The 18,925-nt window shown below is 68.2% G+C and carries 18 protein-coding genes; all 18 read left to right on the top strand.

Annotated elements, in window-relative coordinates:
* Positions 1 to 40 precede the first annotated feature (40 nt).
* Positions 41 to 583 carry a type VI secretion system contractile sheath small subunit gene (gene tssB / locus INR38_RS12875; RefSeq protein ID WP_012205675.1) on the top strand — a complete coding sequence of 181 codons (543 nt, stop codon included), beginning with the start codon at positions 41 to 43 and terminating at the stop codon, positions 581 to 583.
* Positions 584 to 611: 28 nt separating this feature from the next.
* On the top strand, positions 612 to 2,105 hold the full coding sequence (tssC, locus tag INR38_RS12870) for a type VI secretion system contractile sheath large subunit (RefSeq protein WP_012205676.1): 1,494 nt from the start codon (positions 612 to 614) through the stop codon (positions 2,103 to 2,105).
* A 117-nt stretch (positions 2,106 to 2,222) separates the two neighbouring features.
* Positions 2,223 to 2,594, top strand: coding sequence for a hypothetical protein (locus INR38_RS12865; RefSeq protein ID WP_013802359.1), 372 nt, complete (start codon positions 2,223 to 2,225; stop codon positions 2,592 to 2,594).
* 20 nt (positions 2,595 to 2,614) lie between these two features.
* Entirely contained in the window at positions 2,615 to 3,154 is a 540-nt protein-coding gene (locus INR38_RS12860; RefSeq protein ID WP_238004147.1) for a hypothetical protein, read from the top strand.
* Positions 3,155 to 3,202: 48 nt separating this feature from the next.
* The gene (locus INR38_RS12855) at positions 3,203 to 4,009 is read left to right on the top strand and encodes a type VI secretion system accessory protein TagJ (RefSeq protein ID WP_207444521.1); all 807 of its coding nucleotides are present in this window, start codon (positions 3,203 to 3,205) and stop codon (positions 4,007 to 4,009) included.
* A 47-nt stretch (positions 4,010 to 4,056) separates the two neighbouring features.
* Entirely contained in the window at positions 4,057 to 4,989 is a 933-nt protein-coding gene (locus INR38_RS12850; protein WP_043823013.1) for a hypothetical protein, read from the top strand.
* 17 nt (positions 4,990 to 5,006) lie between these two features.
* Positions 5,007 to 5,546 carry a hypothetical protein gene (locus tag INR38_RS12845; protein ID WP_097202323.1) on the top strand — a complete coding sequence of 180 codons (540 nt, stop codon included), beginning with the start codon at positions 5,007 to 5,009 and terminating at the stop codon, positions 5,544 to 5,546.
* Entirely contained in the window at positions 5,536 to 5,967 is a 432-nt protein-coding gene (locus tag INR38_RS12840) for a DUF4087 domain-containing protein (RefSeq protein ID WP_207444520.1), read from the top strand. The genes INR38_RS12845 and INR38_RS12840 overlap by 11 nt, the downstream gene beginning before the upstream one ends.
* Positions 5,968 to 5,978: 11 nt before the next feature.
* Positions 5,979 to 6,533 (top strand): type VI secretion system baseplate subunit TssE, encoded by a 555-nt coding sequence (tssE, locus tag INR38_RS12835; protein ID WP_012205683.1) that lies wholly within the window; start codon positions 5,979 to 5,981, stop codon positions 6,531 to 6,533.
* A 23-nt stretch (positions 6,534 to 6,556) separates the two neighbouring features.
* Entirely contained in the window at positions 6,557 to 8,431 is a 1,875-nt protein-coding gene (gene tssF / locus INR38_RS12830; protein ID WP_012205684.1) for a type VI secretion system baseplate subunit TssF, read from the top strand.
* Positions 8,428 to 9,606 (top strand): type VI secretion system baseplate subunit TssG, encoded by a 1,179-nt coding sequence (tssG, locus tag INR38_RS12825; protein WP_207444519.1) that lies wholly within the window; start codon positions 8,428 to 8,430, stop codon positions 9,604 to 9,606. The genes tssF and tssG overlap by 4 nt, the downstream gene beginning before the upstream one ends.
* Before the next feature lie 24 nt (positions 9,607 to 9,630).
* Positions 9,631 to 10,464: a hypothetical protein gene (locus INR38_RS12820; protein WP_043823020.1), complete on the top strand. Its 834-nt coding sequence runs from the start codon at positions 9,631 to 9,633 to the stop codon at positions 10,462 to 10,464.
* A gap of 5 nt (positions 10,465 to 10,469) precedes the next feature.
* Positions 10,470 to 11,102: a hypothetical protein gene (locus INR38_RS12815; RefSeq protein WP_207444518.1), complete on the top strand. Its 633-nt coding sequence runs from the start codon at positions 10,470 to 10,472 to the stop codon at positions 11,100 to 11,102.
* Positions 11,103 to 11,106: 4 nt separating this feature from the next.
* Positions 11,107 to 11,691 carry a hypothetical protein gene (locus INR38_RS12810; RefSeq protein WP_232245180.1) on the top strand — a complete coding sequence of 195 codons (585 nt, stop codon included), beginning with the start codon at positions 11,107 to 11,109 and terminating at the stop codon, positions 11,689 to 11,691.
* Between the two features lie 49 nt (positions 11,692 to 11,740).
* Positions 11,741 to 14,482 carry a type VI secretion system ATPase TssH gene (gene tssH / locus INR38_RS12805; protein ID WP_207444517.1) on the top strand — a complete coding sequence of 914 codons (2,742 nt, stop codon included), beginning with the start codon at positions 11,741 to 11,743 and terminating at the stop codon, positions 14,480 to 14,482.
* The gene (locus INR38_RS12800; protein ID WP_207444516.1) at positions 14,479 to 16,770 is read left to right on the top strand and encodes a S41 family peptidase; all 2,292 of its coding nucleotides are present in this window, start codon (positions 14,479 to 14,481) and stop codon (positions 16,768 to 16,770) included. The genes tssH and INR38_RS12800 overlap by 4 nt, the downstream gene beginning before the upstream one ends.
* Before the next feature lie 99 nt (positions 16,771 to 16,869).
* Positions 16,870 to 17,766 (top strand): hypothetical protein, encoded by an 897-nt coding sequence (locus tag INR38_RS12795; RefSeq protein WP_223275298.1) that lies wholly within the window; start codon positions 16,870 to 16,872, stop codon positions 17,764 to 17,766.
* A 2-nt stretch (positions 17,767 to 17,768) separates the two neighbouring features.
* On the top strand, positions 17,769 to 18,925 hold a 1,157-nt coding region (locus INR38_RS12790; protein ID WP_207444515.1), incomplete at its 3' end, for a hypothetical protein.

Raw genomic sequence — 18,925 nt, 5'->3', positions numbered from 1 at the left:
TACTTCTGCGACCTATTTTTTTCTTGAAAGGAACACCCGCATGTCGCTCACCAAAACCGGCAAGAGTGGTCAGAAATTCATCGCGCGCAACCGTGCGCCGCGCGTGCAGATCGAGTACGACGTCGAGATCTACGGCTCGGAAAAGAAGGTGCAGATCCCCTTCGTGATGGGCGTGCTGGCCGATCTGTCGGGCAAGCCCGTCGATCCGCTGCCCGAAATCGCCGACCGCAAGTTCCTGGAAATCGACATCGACAACTTCGATGCGCGCATGAAGTCCATCAAGCCCCGCGTCGCCTTCCAGGTGGACAACACGCTGACGGGCGAGGGCAAGCTCAACATCGACCTGAGCTTCGAGAGCATGGAGGACTTCTCCCCCGCCGCCATCGCGCGGCGCGTGGGCGCGCTCAACTCGCTGCTGGAGGCACGCACCCAGCTGCACAACCTGCTGTCCTACATGGACGGCAAGCAGGGCGCCGAGGAGCTGATCGGCAAGGTGCTCAAGGACCCTGCGCTGCTCAAGTCGCTGGCCGCCGCGCCCAACATCACTGCCCCGCAGGCCTCGGGCCCTGCATCCGAGGCTTGAGGCAGCACATCAGGAAGGCAAGCACGTCATGAATACCGCAACCCAACTCGAACAATCGACCCAGGCGCTGGCCGGCAGCGAATTCGGCAGCCTGCTGCAAAAGGAATTCAAGCCCAAGACCGACCAGGCCCGCGAAGCCGTGGAAGCGGCCGTGCAGACGCTGGCCCAGCAGGCCCTGGGCTCGGCGATCACGCTGTCCAACGATGCCTACCAGACGGTGCAGGCCATCATTGCCGAGATCGACCGCAAGCTGTCCGAGCAGATCAACCGCATCATCCACCACGATGACTACCAGAAGCTCGAAGGCGCCTGGCGCGGCCTGCACCACCTGGTGACCAACACCGAGGTGGACGAGATGCTCAAGATCCGCGTCATGAACATCTCCAAGAAGGAGCTGCACCGCAACATGCGCCGCTTCAAGGGCGTGGGCTGGGACCAGAGCCCCGTCTTCAAGAAGGTGTACGAAGAGGAGTACGGCCAGTTCGGCGGCGAGCCCTTCGGCTGCCTGGTGGGCGACTACCACTTCGACCACAGCCCGCCGGACGTGGAGCTGCTCGGTGAAATGGCCAAGGTGGCCGCAGCGGCCCACTGCCCCTTCATCTCGGGCGCGGCGCCTGCCATCATGCAGATGGAATCCTGGCAGGAGCTGGCCAACCCGCGCGACCTGACCAAGATCTTCACCAACACCGAGTACGCCGCCTGGCGCAGCCTGCGCGAGTCCGACGACGCCAAGTACATCGGCCTGGCCATGCCCCGCTTCCTGGCACGCCTGCCCTACGGCGCGCGCACCAACCCGGTCGATGAATTCGACTTCGAGGAAGAAACCGACAGCGGCGACCACGGCAAGTACTGCTGGGCCAACTCGGCCTACGCCATGGCGGTCAACATCAACCGCTCGTTCAAGTACTACGGCTGGTGCACCTCCATCCGCGGCGTGGAATCGGGCGGCGCGGTGGACAACCTGCCGGCCCACACCTTCCCCACCGACGATGGTGGCGTGGACATGAAGTGCCCCACGGAAATCGCCATCAGCGACCGCCGCGAGGCCGAGCTCGCCAAGAACGGCTTCATGCCCCTGGTGCACCGCAAGAACTCGGACGTGGCCGCCTTCATCGGCGCCCAGTCGCTGGCCAAGCCCGCCGAGTACTACGACTCCGACGCCACGGCCAATGCCAACCTGTCGGCGCGCCTGCCCTACATGTTCGCCTGCTGCCGCTTCGCGCACTACCTCAAGTGCATCGTGCGCGACAAGATCGGCTCCTTCCGCGAGCGCACCGACATGGAGCGCTGGCTCAACGACTGGATCATGAACTACGTGGACGGCGACCCGGCCAACTCCTCGCAGGAGACCAAGGCCCGCAAGCCCCTGGCCGCCGCCGAGGTGCAGGTGCAGGAAGTCGAGGGCAACCCCGGCTACTACACCTCCAAGTTCTTCCTGCGCCCCCACTACCAGCTGGAAGGCCTGACCGTGTCGCTGCGCCTGGTGTCCAAGCTGCCTTCCGTGAAGCAGGGCGCGAAGTAAGACTGCCCGCCCACCTGGCTCCTGGTGCCGACACGCTCGCACCAGGGCCAGGCCCCATAACAAGAAACAGGCCTGGAGAAGCTTTCCCCTCCAGGACCCAACTCAGAGAGGCTTTTCATGCCCTGGAATGTAGACAACGCCGTCGCCACCCTGCAGACCAATGCCCGCGCCAGCTCCGCCGGCTACTGCGCGCGCTATGTGCGCGATGCGATCGGCGCTGGCGGCATCGCACTGCAGCGCACGCGCGATGCCAAGGACTACGGCACCAGCCTGGTGGCCGCCGGCTTCACACGCTACGACGCCATGCCCGAAGGTGGCTACAAGAAAGGCGATGTGGCGGTGATGCAGGGCTTCACCTCATCGCCCGCCGGCCACATGCAGATGTTCGACGGAAGCGTCTGGATCTCGGACTTCAAGCAGAACGGTTTCTGGGCAGGCCCCGGCTACCGCACCCACAAGCCCGCTTTCAAGATCTACCGCCATCCCTGATGCGCCCATTGAGCCACGCCATGAACGCCTGTTCCAAAGCTTTCTTCACCCTGCTGCTGGCCGGCACGGCCTGCGCCACGGTGCAGGCCGCCCCTGCCGCGGCAGCGGACATCACCACCCTGTTCACCGACGCCCTGCATTGCCGCATCGAGTTTCCCGATGGCCGCGACGAAGCGCTGGCCCAGCGCCTGCGCGCCCAGGGCGTGACCGTGGTGGACCGCGCGCCCGGCGAAAGCCTGGACCTGCTTTATCTGTTTGCCACGCCGTTGGAGATCGATGGCACGCAGGTGTCCTCCATCACCGTGCGCGGCGGCAGCGGCAGCATTGTCGCGGCGCGCGCCACGGGCAGCCTGCAGGCCCTGGTCCAGCGCACCAAGGCCCGGCCACAGGCGCGCAGCAGCTGGAACCTGGAAGGTTTCGGCGAGCTGCCCGCCCAGTACGCACGCGCCATGCCGCTCAGAAAGGGCCTGGACGAGACGCCACCGCGCATCGTCATCGGCCATGTGGCCGGCGAGGCGCCCGACGCCGTGCGCTGGGGCTGCCGCTCCTACGACGACTGACCGGGGCGCAGCCGCACCCCGCCCCTCTCTTTTTCCTGCGTTTTCACCATGCCCCTGCCCAGCTTCACCTCACAGCTTTCCCTGGACGAGCAACTCAAGGCCCTGAAGGACCAGATCCGCCAAGCCCCGGCCTCGGCGCCCCTGCGCGTCTACTACTTCCAGCTGCTGTGCGTGCTGGGCGAATGGCAAAAGGCGCTGGAGCAGCTGCAGCTGTGCGCCCAGCTCGACCCGTCGTGCGAGCCCATGGCGCGCGCCTACCGCGAGGCCATCCGCTGCGAAGTGCTGCGCGCCGAGGTCTTCGCCGGCAAGAAAAAGCCCTTTCTCATGGGCGAGCCCGCGCAATGGCTGGCCTGCCTGATCGACGCCCTGGCCCATGAAGGAGCAGCTGCCCAGGACCTGCGCGCCCGCGCCCTGGACGAGGCGCCCGCCACGGCCGGCCACATGGGCGAGCACCGCTTCGAATGGCTGGCCGACAGCGATACCCGCCTGGGCCCCGTCTGCGAGCTGCTGGCCCACGGCAGCTACTACTGGCTGCCCTTCGACGCCATTGCACAGATCGGCTTCGAGCCCGTGCAGGACCTGCGCGACCTGATCTGGCTGCCCTGCGAGGTCACGCTGCGCGAGGGCGGCGCGCTGCAGGGCTTCATGCCTGCGCGCTATCCGCTGGTGCCCGGCGATGACGACGCCGTCCGCATGTCGCGCCGCACGCAGTGGAGCCCGCTGGACACAGATGCCTCCGATCCTGACGAATCCTCGGGCCACGTCGCCGGCCACGGCCAGCGCACCTGGGTCACCGACTCCGAGGACTTTCCCATGCTGCAGGTGCGCCAGCTCACGCTGAGCACCGCTGCCTGATACCCCGCCCCTTTTTCATCACCCGCAAGACCAGACACCTGCCCACAATGTCCGCATCGATTGCCTTCACCCTCTTCCAAGTCAACTACGCCAAGTCCATCGCTGATGAGATGGAACGGCGCCAGCTGGATGTCCTGGTGCTCACGCCCCTGGAGTACCTGGGCATCCTCGCGGACAAGGCACGCATCGACCCGCGGCTCGCCTCCCGGCTGCACGCCATCCTGGCGCAGACGCCGCTGGGCGAGTACTGGACCAAGGTGATGAGCCCCAACGTGGGCGAGCCCTGGGTCGCGCCTGCGGCCCTGGGCTCCATGGATGCCTACATGATCGCCAGAACCCTGCAGGCCCTGGGCATGGCCGGCGTGGGCTCCTACGTCAAGACCACGTCCAGCGGCACCTACATCATCATCAGGGGCCATGCGGGCCTGCGCGGCCACCTGCTGCGCGGCACGCGCTACCTGGCCTCCAACCCGCGCATGGTGCAGATGGGCCTGGGCATGCGCGGGCTGCAGAACGTGGCCAGGGGCGGCTTCATCCTGGGCGTGGTGGTCTCCAGCCTCATCGAGTCGCTGGACTTCATGTTCAACGACGAAAAGACCATGCACGACCTGGTCGGCGGCATTGGCGTGGAGGCCGTCAAGGCCGGCCTGGCCACCATGGTGGGCCTTGGCATAGGCGCTGCCGTGGCTGGCGCCACCGCCGTGGCCGTGCTCCCGCTGGCCGCCATGGCCGTGGCCGTGCTGGTCACAGGCATGGCGCTGAATGCAGCCGACCAGAAATGGCAGATCAAGCAAAAGGTGATTTCCGCCCTGAAATCCCTGACCGATGACACGCCCCAAGGCCTGTACCGCGTCAACACCCAGTCGCCCGAATGGAAGAAGCTGAACCAGGACAACGGCCAGCAGCCCGACGGTGACATCGCCTGCGCGCCCGGCCCCGGCAGTACCGGCCTCTTGTGCAGCATCAACCGTCAGAAGTGACAGGGACCGAATACTCCATGCAAGACCGCGTCCGCCAGAACCGCAGGAACGCCATCTGGGCCATCCCCCTTGGCATGGCCCTGCTCGCGGCCAATGCGTACCTGGTGCTGGCGGAGATTGCGCCCGACATCCGGGGCCTGCTCGATCGCGCGCCCGCCGTCAGGATCACGCCGCTGTCGCCACTGGCCATCACAGCGCTGGCCTTCCCGCTGGTGATGGTTGCAGCGGTCATCGCCAATGCCATTCCCTGCAGCAAGACCGTGCTCAAGAAGGTGGAGTACGCACTGATGGGCGTCCTCGCCATCAATGTGCTCTCCATTGCCGTGTCCTTTCTGGTGGTTGCGCCACTGCAGCACTACGCCATGCCCCGGATGGGATACGAGCGCTGCAACATCCTTCAAGGCCATCCCAGCATGTACTTCACCGACTGGGTCAGCAACCCCGCATGGTGCGTGCGCGGCAAAAGCCGGGAATGGGTGAATGAGCAGGCGCTGCTGGCCGGCGCCGCAACCACCCCGGCGGCAACCGCTTCCGAAGGGGGCCGCGATGCGCATTGAAATGCCGCAGTTCCAGCAGCCACGCCTGATCGCGGCATTCGTCCTTGCGATGGCATGTCTGAGCCCCTGGGCTGCCGTTGCCGCCACGCCCGGCACCCTGCGCTGCGGCTGGTTCGACAACCCCACGCCCGCCAATGCATCGCTGACCGATCGCGATACCGACTGGACCGTTGGCGTGCAGGGCGGCCACCAGGCCCAGGGCGACTGGCCCCGCTTTGCAAACCGTGACTGGGTGCATACCGGCCATGGCAGCCACGGCTATGGCTGCGCCTGCATGAAGGTGTTCACCGATGACAAGGAGCAGATCGTTCAGATCTTCTCTGCCCGTTCGCGCCCTCTTTCCGCCTGCCGCCAAGACCCGGCTTTGAAGGCGAAGGAGCCCGTGAACCCCCTGGCGGCTGCCCGGCCGGCCGGTTCCTGAAGAAACAAGCCATGCGCCCCAGTCCCCTGAACCCCATGCCCACGCTGCGCACGCGCCAGAACCAGGCGACCGCAGCCAAGGACCGGCTGCAGCCCGCCCTGCTGGACCGGCTGACCGACCATGAGCCCCATCTGCGCACCGAGCGGCCCGATGCGGTCTTCGTGAACGAATCCCGCCTGCGCGAGGCCCTGCTGCGCGACCTGGGCTGGCTGCTCAATGCGCGCGATGCCTGGGACCACGTGGAGATGGAGGGGCTGGAGCATGTGCAGCGTTCGGTCATCAACTACGGCATGCCGCCGCTGGCCGGCCAGCTGCTGTCCGAGCTGGACTGGAGCCATGTGGAGCGCAGCATCCGCGAAAGCATCCTGGCCTTCGAGCCGCGCATCCTGCCCAAGACGCTGGCCGTGACGCTGCTGGCCTCCACCGAGCAGCTCAACCACCACAACACGCTGCAGTTCGAGATCCGCTGCCAGTTCTGGTCCATGCCCTATCCGCTGGAGCTGCTGCTCAAGACCAGCCTGGACCTGGAGACCGGCCAGGTCTCGCTGCAAAACCTCAGGGCCTGAGCCCGGACGCCGCCACACACACCATGAATCCCCGCCTCGTCGAGTACTACAACCGCGAACTGGCCTATCTGCGCGAGCTGGGCGCCGAGTTCGCCGCCGCCTTCCCCAAGGTGGCGGGCCGCCTTTCCCTGCACGACACCGATGTGGCCGACCCCTATGTGGAGCGCCTGCTGGAAGGCTTCAGCTTTCTGAGCGCGCGCATCCAGCTGAAGATGGATGCGGAGTTTCCGCGCCTGTCCCAGCGCATGATGGAGATGGTCTGCCCCCACTACCTGGCGCCCACGCCATCCATGGTGGTAGTCCAGCTCAAGCCCAGCGCCAAGGAAGGCAACCTCGTGGACGGCTTCACCCTGCCCTCTGGCAGCGTGCTGCGCACCCACAAGTCACAGGAAGAGCAGACCATCTGCGAATTCCGCACCGGCGGGCCGCTGACGCTGTGGCCGCTGGAGATACGCCAGGCGCGCCTGGGCGGCCCGGCGCTGGACCTGCCCCATGCCCTCGTGCCCCAGCTGGGCGAGGCCGGCGGCCACCTGCGCCTGCAGCTGGCCACGCTGGACGCCTCGCAGTGCATGCAGCTGGCGATGGACCAGCTGTGGGTCTACATCCATGCGGGCGATGTCGTCGCCTCCCACCTGCAGGAGCTCATCCATACGCAGACGCTGGCCATCGTGGTCCACCACCCGCAGGACCCGCGCCAGGTCTGGGACGTGCTCCAGCCCGATGCACTGCGCGCCGAAGGCCATGACAGCGAGCAGGCGCTGATTCCCTATTCGCACCGCGCCTTCCAGGGCCACCGTCTGCTGCACGAGTACTTTGCGTTTCCCGCGCGGCAGCGGTTCTTCTCGATCAACGGCCTGTCGCGCAGCATGCGCCGCATTGCCCATGACGGCGTGGGCATCACCGTGCTGCTGCGCCGCGCCGCGCCCACGCTGGAGCCGCAGATCGACGCGGCCAAGCTGCTGATGCACTGCATTCCGGCCATCAACCTGTTCGAGTACACGGCGGACCGCCTGCATGTGGCCTCCAACGTGCACGAGTACCACGTCATTCCCGACCGCACGCGGCCGCTGGACTTCGAGGTCTACGGCGTGCAGGCCGTCACCGGCCACCACGAAGGCAAGACCCAGGACCGCGAATTCGCGCCGCTGTACGCATCCACGCACGGCCTGCACTCCACCGAGCAGGCCTACTTCACCACGCGGCGCGAGCCCCGGCTGTTTTCCGAGCGCAGCCTGCGCAGCGGCCCGCGCACGCAGTACCTGGGCTCGGAAGTCTTCATCTCCCTGGTGGACCAGCGCGAGGCCCCGTTCTCCGACGACCTCAAGCAGCTGTCCATGCACACCCTGTGCACCAACCGCGACCTGCCCCTGCTCATGCGCGTCAACCAGCCGGGCGGCGACTTTGCGCTGCAGGAATCGGCACCCGTGGAATGGGCCCGCGCCATCGCCGGCCCCAGCGCGCCCATCCCCGCCGTGGCCGACGGAGGCCTGACCTGGCGATTGATCTCCCACCTGAGCCTGAACTACCTGGCCATGACCGATCTGTCCGACGAGGAAGGCGCGGCCACGCTGCAGGAGCTGCTGCGCCTGTACCTGGACCTGGGCAACCACCAGCTGGCCGGGCAGATCGCCGCCATCCAGGGCATGCGCATCGAACCCATCACGCGCCGCCTGCCCCAGCACCGCCAGCTGGTCTACGGCCGCGGCGTGGGCGTACACCTGAGCGTGGACGAGCCGGCCATGGCCGGTGTCAGCCCCTGGCCCCTGTCCAATGTGCTGGAGCGATTCTTCGCCCGCCATGTGGGCGTCAACAGCTTCACCGAGCTGCAGCTGCACTCGCGCCAGCGCGGCCCCGTCGCGCGCTGGACTCCGCGCCCCGGACAAAGGCCCGGCATATGAGCAACGCCGCCCACGCCCCCCTGCCCGAACCGGAACACCTCCAGCCTGCGGCTCCGGCTCCAGTGCCGGCGCCCGTGCAGGCCGCCGGGCCCGACGACGCCCGGGCGCGCCTGTTCTGGCAGCGCCTGAGCGCCAAGCCCTACCAGTTCGACCTGATGCACAGCCTGCGCTACCTGCAGGCACGCCATCCCGCGCTGCCGCGCCTGGGCCAGGCCACGCGCCCCAAGGACGAGCCGCTGCGCCTGGGCCAGGACCCGTCGCTGGCCTTCGCCCCCGCCACCATTGCCGAAATCCTGCCCTCGCGCGCCGGCGAGCCCGAGCGCATGACGGTCTGGAACTTCGGCCTCTACGGCCCCAACGGCCCGCTGCCCACGCACATCACCGAATACGTGCGCGAGCGCCTGCGCCAGCATGACGACGCCACGCTGGCACGCTTTTCCGACATCTTTCACCACCGCATGCTGCTGCTGCTGTTCCGCGCCTGGTCGGACGCACAGCCCACCGCATCGCTGGACCGGCCGGGCGAAGACCCCTTTGGCCGCTACATAGACAGTTTCATAGGCGCCGGCCTGCCCAGCCAGCGCGCGCGCGACGACGTGCCCGACCACGCCAAGCGCTTCATGGCCGGCCATCTGACCCGCTGGACGCGCAACCCCGAAGGCCTGTGCCAGGCCCTGTCGCACTACTTCCAGATTCCCGTGAAGCTGGAAGAAAACTGCCTGCACCACCTGGAACTGGAGCCCGAGCAACAGACCCGGCTGCAGGGCCGCCCCTGCAACTCGCGCCTGGGCGTGGACGCCGTCGTGGGCTCGCGCGTGCCCGATGCGCAAAGCAAGTTCCGCCTGGTGCTCGGCCCGCTGGGCCTGGAGCAATACCGGCAGCTGCTGCCCCAGGCCGCACTGTTCCAGACCCTGGTGGACTGGGTGCGCAACTACCTGGGCATCGAATTCGCCTGGGACTACGTGCTGGTGCTGCGCCGCCAGGAAGTGCCTGCCGCCCGACTGGGCAGCAGCACCCAGCTGGGCTGGACCACCTGGCTCACCCACGCCGAGCCCGCCCAGGACGCGCGCGACTTCCGCCTGGACCCCGAAGCCTGGCTGCGCCAGCGCCGCCAGCCCGTGCGGGGCCGGCGCCCCGGCCCCAGCCCTCGAACCACTGAATCCCCGAACCACTGAATCACCACTTCCCTGCTCGCACACATGCCCACCGTACAGATCAAGTTCCCGCACAACGCCCCGGTCCCTTCCACGCTGACGCTGGTCGAAGGCAACCGCCTGCGCGTCAAGATCGAGGCCGTCGCCAAGACCTACAAGCTGGGCGCCAGGATCGATGCGCCCAGCATTCTTGCGGCCCAGCCCCCCGTACACAACGCCCGCGCCGACAGCTGGCAATTCGACTTCGTGGCGCAGCAGCCCGGGCTCACCAAGCTCAGCATCGTGGCGGTGCAGGGAACCGGGCTCAGCGTCATGCCCGCAGCCATCACCGTGCAGGTGGAGAAAAGCATTTCGCTGCCTGCGGAGAGCACGACGGAGGGGATGCTGGCAAGGCTGTTCCTGGCGGAGAACACCTCGCCCGCACTCGGTGGCTCAAGCTGGCGAATTGAAGACATTCGGACTTCCATGCAATGGATGCGGCGCGTGATCGAAAACCGCCTCAAGAGCCCGAATCCCGGGGATTTCATGGCACGTGGCGCCACCAGCGAAAAAGACATCGTCATGGCAAACGACCGTGGATCGGTCCAGTTCCACGGGTTCAACCTGTATCCCACGCTGCCATCCGAAATGGCAGGAAACCTTCAAAAGTATCTCCAGAACGCCAACAACGGCCTTCACCCGCAGCGCAAGGCCTATCTGGATTTTGTGCAGGCCGCCATCGACATCGCCCAGGCGCCAGTGCCCCCGGACCCCACGTCCACAGGGCTCTTCGGTTGGAAAACCAACGAAGCTCCCCAGCCAGGCCCCGAATTCCGCGAACACAAGACCCTGTCTGGCAACACGTTCTACACCCATACCCGCTTGCGCAAGAAGGACTGAAGCCCATGCCTGAACTTCAACAAGCCATCCAGCGATTGGGCTCCCCCAGCCACCACGGCCATTGCGCAATGCCTGCCCTTGCGAAGCCGGCCAGCGTCTCGGTCGGTCTCGCACGGGCAGCGTGCCTGACCCTCCTCGCAGTCGCAAGTTGGCACGCTGGCGCTGCGGCACCGGCAGACACAGCCGATGCCGTACCAAAGCCCGCCGCGGCCGCCGACTTCTCGCGCCCGACCTCTCACTACGTGGCATCGGTTGCGGCCCTTCGCAACTATCTGCAAGCCAAGGACGAAGCCAACAACACCCAGAAAGCCCAGAGCAGGCAGCACTTTTGCTTCGTGCAACAGCACAACCGCACCGTAACCCCTGCGCGCTCATCGGTCTGGATGGTCTGGCTGGAAGGCGGCCAGATCGCCAATCTGGGGCAGCGCCGCTTCACCGCCAAACCATCGCTGGATGAAGCGCAATGGGACGGCGATGCCTTGGCCGAAGCCAAGGCCATCCACCTCGCGACCGACGTTCGTGAAACGGCGCAGGAAACGACCGGCAGCAGCATCCTAGTCGAGCGTGCCTGGGTGGACCTGCTGCTGGCGCAGTGCAAGGCCAAGGGCCGCACCATCAAAGTGGCTCCTGCCCGATAGCCGAATGCCGCATCTCCACCAATCCTGGTTGCCGCCCAGCCGGATGTGCCGGATGGCCTGTCTGGTGGCCGCGCTGGCCCTGCCCGCAACAGTCCTGGCTCAGGCCAATGCTGCGGCAGACAACGGCAGCCCTGCGCCAGCAACCTCCCAGGGTCTCCCTCCTGACGACTTCTCACGTCCCGTCAAGGCCAGCATCCCTTCGCCTGCCGTACTTCGCGCCTACCTTCGACTCAAGCTGCAGTACGCAGACACCTCCTTGGCGGGAAGGCGTCAGCACTTTTGCTTTGTCCAGCAGCGCTCCGCGCCGCCCGAAGATCCAAGCCCCTTCGTCTGGATGATCTGGCAAGACGGCGGCGAGATTCTCAGCCTGGGCTCGCTGTTGGCCCCGGCACATGCCACGCCGCAGGAGGCCGAGGAGCACGGCGAAGGCATGGCGCGCAACAAATCCATCCGCCTGGCCACTGGCGTCCGTGAAACGGCAGAGGAAATCACCGGCAGCAGCTTCCTCGTCGAACGCGCCTGGGTCGACCGGCTGCTGGCGCAGTGCCAGGCCAAGGGCCGCAAGGTCGAAGTCCGCCCCCTCCGCTAGCCGGCATGCCCGGCCCCCATTCATCCACTTTTTTCCGCACCCAAGACCCATGACAGAAATCAGCCGCCAATCCCTCTTCGGCAAGCTCAACCCGCTGCTGTTCAAGTCGCTGGAAGGCGCCACCGTGTTCTGCAAGCTGCGCGGCAATCCCTATGTGGAGCTGGTGCACTGGCTGCACCAGCTGCTGCAGGAAAACGACTGCGACCTGATCCGCATCCTGCGCCACTTCGACATCGCCTCCGACCGCCTGGCCGCCGATGTGCTGCGCCGCCTGGACCAGCTGCCGCGCGGCGCCACCTCGATCAGCGACTTCTCCGAGCACATAGAGACCGCCATCGAGCGCGGCTGGGTCTATACCACGCTGATGTTCAACGACAGCCAGATCCGCAGCGCCTATCTACTGTCGGGCATGGTGCGCACGCGCTCGCTGGCCAATGAGCTGCGCTCCATCTCGCGCGAATTCGACAAGATTTCCGAGCCCGCGCTCAGCGATGCCTTCGCCCGCCTGCTGCCCGACTCGCCCGAGGCACGCATGCGCGCGGCCGACGGCAGCGGGCTGGAAGGCACGCCGGGCGAAGCCAGCCAGGCCACGGGCACCGCGCCCGGCCAGGGCGGCGCGCTGCAGCAATACACGGTGGACCTGACGGCCCGCGCCAAGGCGGGCGAACTGGACCCGGTCACGGGCCGCGACGACGAAGTGCGCCAGATGGTGGACATCCTGCTGCGCCGCCGCCAGAACAACCCCATCCTGGTGGGCGAGGCCGGCGTGGGCAAGACCGCCGTGGTCGAAGGCCTGGCCCTGCGCATCGCCCAGGGCGACGTGCCGCCGCCGCTGCAGGGCGTGGAGCTGCGCGTGCTGGACGTGGGCCTGCTGCAGGCCGGCGCCAGCATGAAGGGCGAGTTCGAGAACCGCCTGCGCGGCCTGCTGGACGCCGTGCAGTCCAGCACCACGCCCATCGTGCTCTTCATCGACGAAGTCCACACCCTGGTGGGCGCGGGCGGCCAGGCCGGCACGGGCGATGCCGCCAACCTGCTCAAGCCCGCCCTGGCGCGCGGCACGCTGCGCACCATCGGCGCCACCACCTGGGCCGAGTACAAGAAATACATCGAAAAAGACCCGGCCCTTACCCGCCGCTTCCAGCTCGTTCAGGTGCACGAGCCCGACGAGCCCCGCGCCGTGGACATGCTGCGCGGCGTGGCCGCCAAGCTGGAAAACCACCACCAGGTGCGCATTGCGGCCGACGCGGTGGCCGCGGCCGTCAGCCTGTCGCACCGCTACATTCCCTCGCGCCAGCTGCCCGACAAGGCCGTCAGCCTGCTGGACACGGCCTGCTCGCGCGTGGCCATGGCCCTGCATGCCACGCCCGCCCAGCTGGAAGCCGTGCAGCGCCGCATCGAGGCCCTGGGCGTGGAGCAGGAAGTGCTGCTGCGCGAGGCCGCCCTCGGCCTGCCCACGGCCGAGCGCCTGCAGGCGCTGGAAACCGACCTGGCCAGCCTGCGCGACCGCCAGGCCACGCTGGCCGAGCGCTTCGGCCAGGAAAGCGCGCTGGCCCGCCGCATCCTGGAAACCGAGGCCGCCCTCATGGGCCTGAAGCCGCCCGTCTTCTCCACCGGTGCCGCCGCAGCCCCGTCCGCTGCGGCACCGGAAACGGCCGCCGAAGCCACCGCAACCGAACCTGCCGAGCCCCCCAGCGTGGCCGCGCTGGAAGCGCTGCGCCGCCAGCTCGCCGAGCTGCAGGGCGATGCCCCGCTGCTGCAGCCCGTGGTCGATGCCGGCGTGGTCGCCGCCGTCGTGGCCGAGTGGACCGGCATTCCCGTGGGCCGCATGGTGCGTGACGAGGTGCAGTCCGTGCTCTCGCTGGCAGACACGCTGGAGAAGCGCGTCATTGGGCAGCGCCATGGCCTGGAGGCCATCACGCGCCGCATCCAGACCTCGCGCGCGCGGCTGGACGACCCGGGCAAGCCCATCGGCGTGTTCCTGCTGGCCGGCCCCTCGGGCGTGGGCAAGACCGAGACGGCGCTGTCCCTGGCCGAAGCCCTGTACGGCGGCGAGCAAAACCTCATCACCATCAACATGAGCGAGTTCCAGGAGGCGCACACCGTCTCCACCCTCAAGGGCGCGCCACCGGGCTACGTGGGCTACGGCGAAGGCGGCGTGCTCACCGAGGCCGTGCGCCGCCGCCCCTACAGCGTGGTCCTGCTCGACGAAATCGAAAAGGCCCACTCCGACGTGCATGAAATGTTCTTCCAGGTCTTCGACAAGGGCTGGATGGAAGACGGCGAAGGCCGCTACATCGACTTCAAGAACACCGTCATCATCCTGACCTCCAACGTGGGCTCGGACCTGATTGCCAACATGTGCCGCGACCCGGACCTGGCGCCCACGCCGGAAGGCCTGGCCCAGGCCGTGCGCCAGCCGCTGCTGCAGACCTTCCCCGCCGCGCTGCTGGGCCGCCTGACGGTGGTGCCCTACTACCCCATCTCCGACGCCATGCTGGAGCAGATCATCCGGCTGCAGATGCTGCGCATACAGCGGCGCATCGAAGAGCGCCACGGCGCGCAGTTCAGCTTCGACGAAGCCGCCGTGGACCTGGTGCGCCGCCGCTGCAGCGAGGTCGAGTCCGGCGCGCGCATGGTGGACGGCATCCTCACCCAGAACCTGCTGCCGCGCATGGCCACCCACTTCCTGCAGGCCACCGTGGAAGGCCAGGAACTGCAAAGCCTGCACGCCGGCGCCAGCGGCGACGACTTCACGCTGGACGTGCGCACCCGCGCTGCGGAGCCCGCATGAGCGGGCGCCGTCTTCCACGCGCCACCACGGCAGCGATTGCAGCCGCGCTGCTGGCCGCCCCGGCCGCACATGCGCTGGACCTGAGCGCCATCGGACAGGCTGCCGACACCGTGCAGCGGGCCTCGGGCGCCGCCACGGCCGGGCAGCAGGCGCTGGAGGCCGGCCGCAGCGCGGCCAGCACGGCCACCAACGCGGCCACCGGTGCCGCCAGCGAGGCCCGTGCCTGGTGGGATCGCAACCAGGCCCAGCCAGAGGCGGCACAGTCGCCGCCCTCCGGCGCCGCCCCCGTGCAGGACGACCAGGGCGGCCCACGCCGCGTCATGGCCGTGCTGGGCGACGCCTGGACGGACAGCGCCCGGCGCGGCCAGGCCGTGGTCGCGCTCATGGACCAGGGGCCGTACCTCGTGCAGCGCCAGGCCGCCCATGTGGCGCCGGCCAAGTCGCAATGGCTGGCCCTGCCGCGCGGCGACAGCACCGGCGTGGCCATCGAACTGCCCAGCGACCCCGACGGCACGACCTATGACCTGTCCACCGGCCGCGCGCGCCCCGGTGGCCGGGGCGTGCGCATCTTCGCCCTGTCCGTCCACGCCGACGTGCCCCAGCGCGCGGGCCGGCGCAGCCTGGACGCCATAGAGCAGCACGCCATGCTGCGCGCCAGCTCGGTGCGCACCGAATGGCCGCGCCAAAGCGGCGACATCCTGGAGCCCACGGGCGGCAAGCTGCTGGTCTGGGCCAGCGATGCCACGCAGCGCTTCCCTTCCGGCTTTGGCGCCGACGGACGCCTGTTCACCGCCGACGACCCCATGGTCACCCTGCCGCGCGGCTACACCGTGGTCACGCTGGAGCCTCAGGGCCTGCGCTTCGACCGCGCCCGGGAAATCGCCCTGGCCTTCCACGCCGTCCAGCCCGCGCAGGACATCGATCTGTCCCGCCTGGGCGCAGGCGATGCGGCCCAGGCCCTCATCGGCCTCATTGCCGAGCGCCACCCGCTGGCCGCTGCCAGCGGCTTTGATGCCGGCAAGCTGCGTGCCGACTACGGCCAGCGCCTGCAGACCGCCGCCGAGCGCGGCGACAGCGCCGCACAGGCCCAGGCCCTGGCAGAAATGGGCCAGCGCCTGGGCGATGGCCAATACCGCGTTCTGCTGCCCGGCGGGCAGGCCTGGCCTGCCCGCACAGACCGGGGCCTGTCCCCGCAGCTGCTGGCACGCGGCAGCGTCAACCTGCCCATGCCGCGCACCTGGCTGCGCGAGGACGGCCGCATCGCCATCACCAGCGTGGCGCCAGGCTCAGCCGCCGCCAAGGCGGGCCTGCAGCCCGGCAGCGACATCCTCGCCATCGAAGGCGAAAGCCCGGCCCGCTACCTGGACCGCATTGCCCCCGCCTCGCTGCGCGCCGGTGCCGAAGCCCGCCGCGCCGACCTGCTGGCGCTGGACCTGGGCACGCCCGCCACGCTGAGCCTGCGCACCGCAGCCGGCACATCCAACAGCACATCCAGCGGCACATCCAGCAACCAGGAACAGACCCTGCGCCTGGACGCCGCCCCCGCCGCCACCACGGCCCTGCCTGCGGCCGAGCCCGCCCTGGCGTCCTTCCTGCTGCGCAGTGCCCAGGGCGGCAACCTGGCCTACATCGCACTCGACAGCTTTGCCGACGGCGCCACCGGCCAGCTCAACCGCTGGGAGGGCGCCCTGGCCGCCGCCACCCAGGCCAGAGTCACGGGCCTGGTCATCGACCTGCGCGCCCACCGGGGGGACGACGCCTACCAGTTGGTGCCCCACATGCTGGCCTCGCTCTACACGCGCGACAAGCCGCTGCGCATGCAGGACGCCGCCCAGCGCCTGTTCGACCCCGCCGCCCGCGTCTGGCGCAGCCGTGGCGGCCTGGGCCTGCCGGCCCAGCTGCCCCTGGCCGCCTCGGGCACGCCCTTCACGGCCCCCGTTGCCGTGCTCACCGGCCCCGGCTGCGCAGGCCCCTGCGAACTGTTCGCCGCCTGGCTGCAGCACAGCCAGCGTGCCGACATCGTCGCCACCAGCGCCACGGCCGGCGCCACCGGCCCCGCCACGCGCGTGCACCTGCCGGCCGGCTTCATCGTGCAAGTCCCCCTGCTCGCAGAAACCGGCCCCGCTGGCGGCAACAACCCCGCCGCACAAGCCCAAGGCGTGACCCCGCGCCTGCGCGTGCCCGTGGACGCGGCCTTCACCGCCTCCGTCCAGGCCGGCGGCGACCCGCTGCTGGATGCCGCCGTGCTCCATCTGGAACGCGCCCGCGCTGTGCAGGCATCGCGCTAGGCCCAGCCATCCATCGCCTTACGGAGACCCCTGAACATGCCACTTGCCATTACCAGCCAGCCCGCAGGACCGCAGTTCGCCATCACGGCCGATGCCCAAATGCCCACCATCACGGTGACTGCCGTCCTGCAGAACGAAGCGCTGCCTGCAGGGAGCACGCCCATCTTCGAATGGTCGGCCACGCTGACGTTCGAAGGCGGCACACCGCCTACCAACACAGCGTATGGAAGTGGCCGAAGCACTGCACACAGCCCTCTGCCACCGCAGACCAGCGCCAGCCCGAGCTGGCGCATCCCGTTCACCGAAGTCCGTGGAGGCCTGCTGACCGTGCAGGTCACGATGCGGGCGGCCGGTGTGGAGCGCCGGGCGCGGGCCACCTGGACCATCGTCGGCACCAATCCCACGAGCACCGCCATCCGTGCCTTTGCCAACAGCATTGGCGCCGACAGGATCGTGTTTCGAAAAAAAATGCGGCAGGAAAGCTCGCTGCAACAATTCCGCACACCCGGCAATTGGCCGAAATACAGCAGCGATGGCCTGGGTGGCGTGGGCCTGTGCCAACTCACCCGACCGGCACCGACTGCCAATCAGACCTGGAACTGGAAGGACAACGTGCGCGGCGGCTGGAAGCTCTTCCTGGAAAAGGAGGCCTTCGCAAGGGCATATCCTGGCAAGCAGCGCAAGGGCGAGCGGTTCAAAGGTCTGGTCAGAGCCTGGAACCAGGCCCGAACCGCACAAGGATTGCCAGCCATTCCCGTGGAACTGCCGGACTACACGGCCGAGCAGCTCGAACTCGACACCCTGCGCGGCTTCAACGGCTATGCCAACAATCTGCATGAGTACCGCATACGCATGCAGGGCGATCAACTGTGGGTGACGGTCAGCGCCGACGGCAATACGGCCCGCGCCGAATGGGAAAGGATTCCCGCCGCCGAGCGCGGCGCCGTGGGCGATCGCAACTATGTCGACAACGTGCTTGCCCGCGAGGACTTCTAGCCATGCCCTGGAATGCCACTCCCCGCCGCTTCGCGACCGTTGGCGTACTGCTGGCCAGCGCTTTGCTGTCCGCCGCATGCACACGCAATGCGAATGACAGTCCTGCGGCCTCGTCCGGGGAGGCGAAGCCGGCCAGCTTCGCCTCGTCGAACGACCAGGACCCGTACCGCTATCTCTATACCGTTTACTGCAACGGCACCGTTGATCGCCTGGACCTCGTCCAGCGATCCAAAGTGGGCAGTTTCCAGCTGTCCGAGCGCAGCGGCAGCCCCCCTGCCGTTGCGGCGCTTGCACAGCCGGGAGTACGCCCCGGCGGTTGCCTGGCCCGCTCCGTGGCCACGGACGATGCGCAGGATCGCACTGCCGCAATGGTCCACATCGTTGCCAGCAGCCATGTGGATCCCGATGCCGATGGCCGCAAGCCGTATCAGTTGCTGACATTCGAGCTGCCGCAATGGACACTGCAGCAGACCCGCAACCTAGGCAGCCTGGATGCACCGCCCCGTCTGGCCATCTCCGCCAACGCAAGCCTGACCGTGCAGCCCCGGGACGAGGACCCGGCTGCAGCCATGGCCGCGCAGGTTCAGTCCTGGGCGGGAGCCGATGCGATGACCTGGGCCAATGCCATCGAATGGTCAGCAGGCAATGTGCTGTTGACCTATGCCTTGCCCGATCAGCGCGGCACGGGCGCAGCGCTGGCGCTGCGCACGGGTGCGCGCATCGTGCGCCTGGCCGAATTCCGCCATGGCTTAGGTGACATCCCCCCGGACCTGCGTTTGGCGCCGGGCGGCCAGTTCGTGCTGGCCACCATGAAGCGATCCGTCCCCCTGGGCGAGGGCCTCAGCAAGGTCGAAGCCACCGGAGAGCTACGGCTGTATGGCGCGGACGGTCGCCAGCTCAGCGTGCTGAACCTGGAAAGCCTGGCAGGCAGCGTGCTGGCACTGAGACGGTCCGGCAAGCTGGACCTGGACCAACCCCGCACCGATAACGACTGGTTCAACGTGGCCTTGACGCCTGGCGGCCTGGCTGTTTTCACCGACCGGCGCGGCAACTACCAGTTCATCGCGCTGGGGCACACCTTTCGCCCCGATCCCGTCATCGATCCAGCCCTGGATGACGCAGACGGCGCCCGTCCAGGGCTGGTGTACGCAGCCCGATA

It is taken from the genome of Delftia sp. SD018, assembly GCF_017355445.1.
Taxonomy (GTDB): Bacteria; Pseudomonadota; Gammaproteobacteria; order Burkholderiales; family Burkholderiaceae_C; genus Comamonas; species Comamonas acidovorans.
This window is presented reverse-complemented; position numbering and strand designations above follow the sequence as displayed.

Excerpts from the sequence above, each read along its gene's own strand:
- tssG (WP_207444519.1), top strand. The coding sequence starts at position 8,428 with ATGAGCAACGCCGCCCACGCCCCCCTGCCCGAACCGGAACACCTCCAG.
- INR38_RS12865 (WP_013802359.1), top strand. The coding sequence starts at position 2,223 with ATGCCCTGGAATGTAGACAACGCCGTCGCCACCCTGCAGACCAATGCC.
- tssH (WP_207444517.1), top strand. The coding sequence starts at position 11,741 with ATGACAGAAATCAGCCGCCAATCCCTCTTCGGCAAGCTCAACCCGCTG.
- tssE (WP_012205683.1), top strand. The coding sequence starts at position 5,979 with ATGCGCCCCAGTCCCCTGAACCCCATGCCCACGCTGCGCACGCGCCAG.
- INR38_RS12810 (WP_232245180.1), top strand. The coding sequence starts at position 11,107 with ATGCCGCATCTCCACCAATCCTGGTTGCCGCCCAGCCGGATGTGCCGG.
- INR38_RS12820 (WP_043823020.1), top strand. The coding sequence starts at position 9,631 with ATGCCCACCGTACAGATCAAGTTCCCGCACAACGCCCCGGTCCCTTCC.
- INR38_RS12855 (WP_207444521.1), top strand. The coding sequence starts at position 3,203 with ATGCCCCTGCCCAGCTTCACCTCACAGCTTTCCCTGGACGAGCAACTC.
- tssF (WP_012205684.1), top strand. The coding sequence starts at position 6,557 with ATGAATCCCCGCCTCGTCGAGTACTACAACCGCGAACTGGCCTATCTG.
- INR38_RS12845 (WP_097202323.1), top strand. The coding sequence starts at position 5,007 with ATGCAAGACCGCGTCCGCCAGAACCGCAGGAACGCCATCTGGGCCATC.
- tssB (WP_012205675.1), top strand. The coding sequence starts at position 41 with ATGTCGCTCACCAAAACCGGCAAGAGTGGTCAGAAATTCATCGCGCGC.
- INR38_RS12840 (WP_207444520.1), top strand. The coding sequence starts at position 5,536 with ATGCGCATTGAAATGCCGCAGTTCCAGCAGCCACGCCTGATCGCGGCA.
- INR38_RS12815 (WP_207444518.1), top strand. The coding sequence starts at position 10,470 with ATGCCTGAACTTCAACAAGCCATCCAGCGATTGGGCTCCCCCAGCCAC.
- INR38_RS12860 (WP_238004147.1), top strand. The coding sequence starts at position 2,615 with ATGAACGCCTGTTCCAAAGCTTTCTTCACCCTGCTGCTGGCCGGCACG.
- tssC (WP_012205676.1), top strand. The coding sequence starts at position 612 with ATGAATACCGCAACCCAACTCGAACAATCGACCCAGGCGCTGGCCGGC.
- INR38_RS12800 (WP_207444516.1), top strand. The coding sequence starts at position 14,479 with ATGAGCGGGCGCCGTCTTCCACGCGCCACCACGGCAGCGATTGCAGCC.
- INR38_RS12795 (WP_223275298.1), top strand. The coding sequence starts at position 16,870 with ATGCCCACCATCACGGTGACTGCCGTCCTGCAGAACGAAGCGCTGCCT.
- INR38_RS12850 (WP_043823013.1), top strand. The coding sequence starts at position 4,057 with ATGTCCGCATCGATTGCCTTCACCCTCTTCCAAGTCAACTACGCCAAG.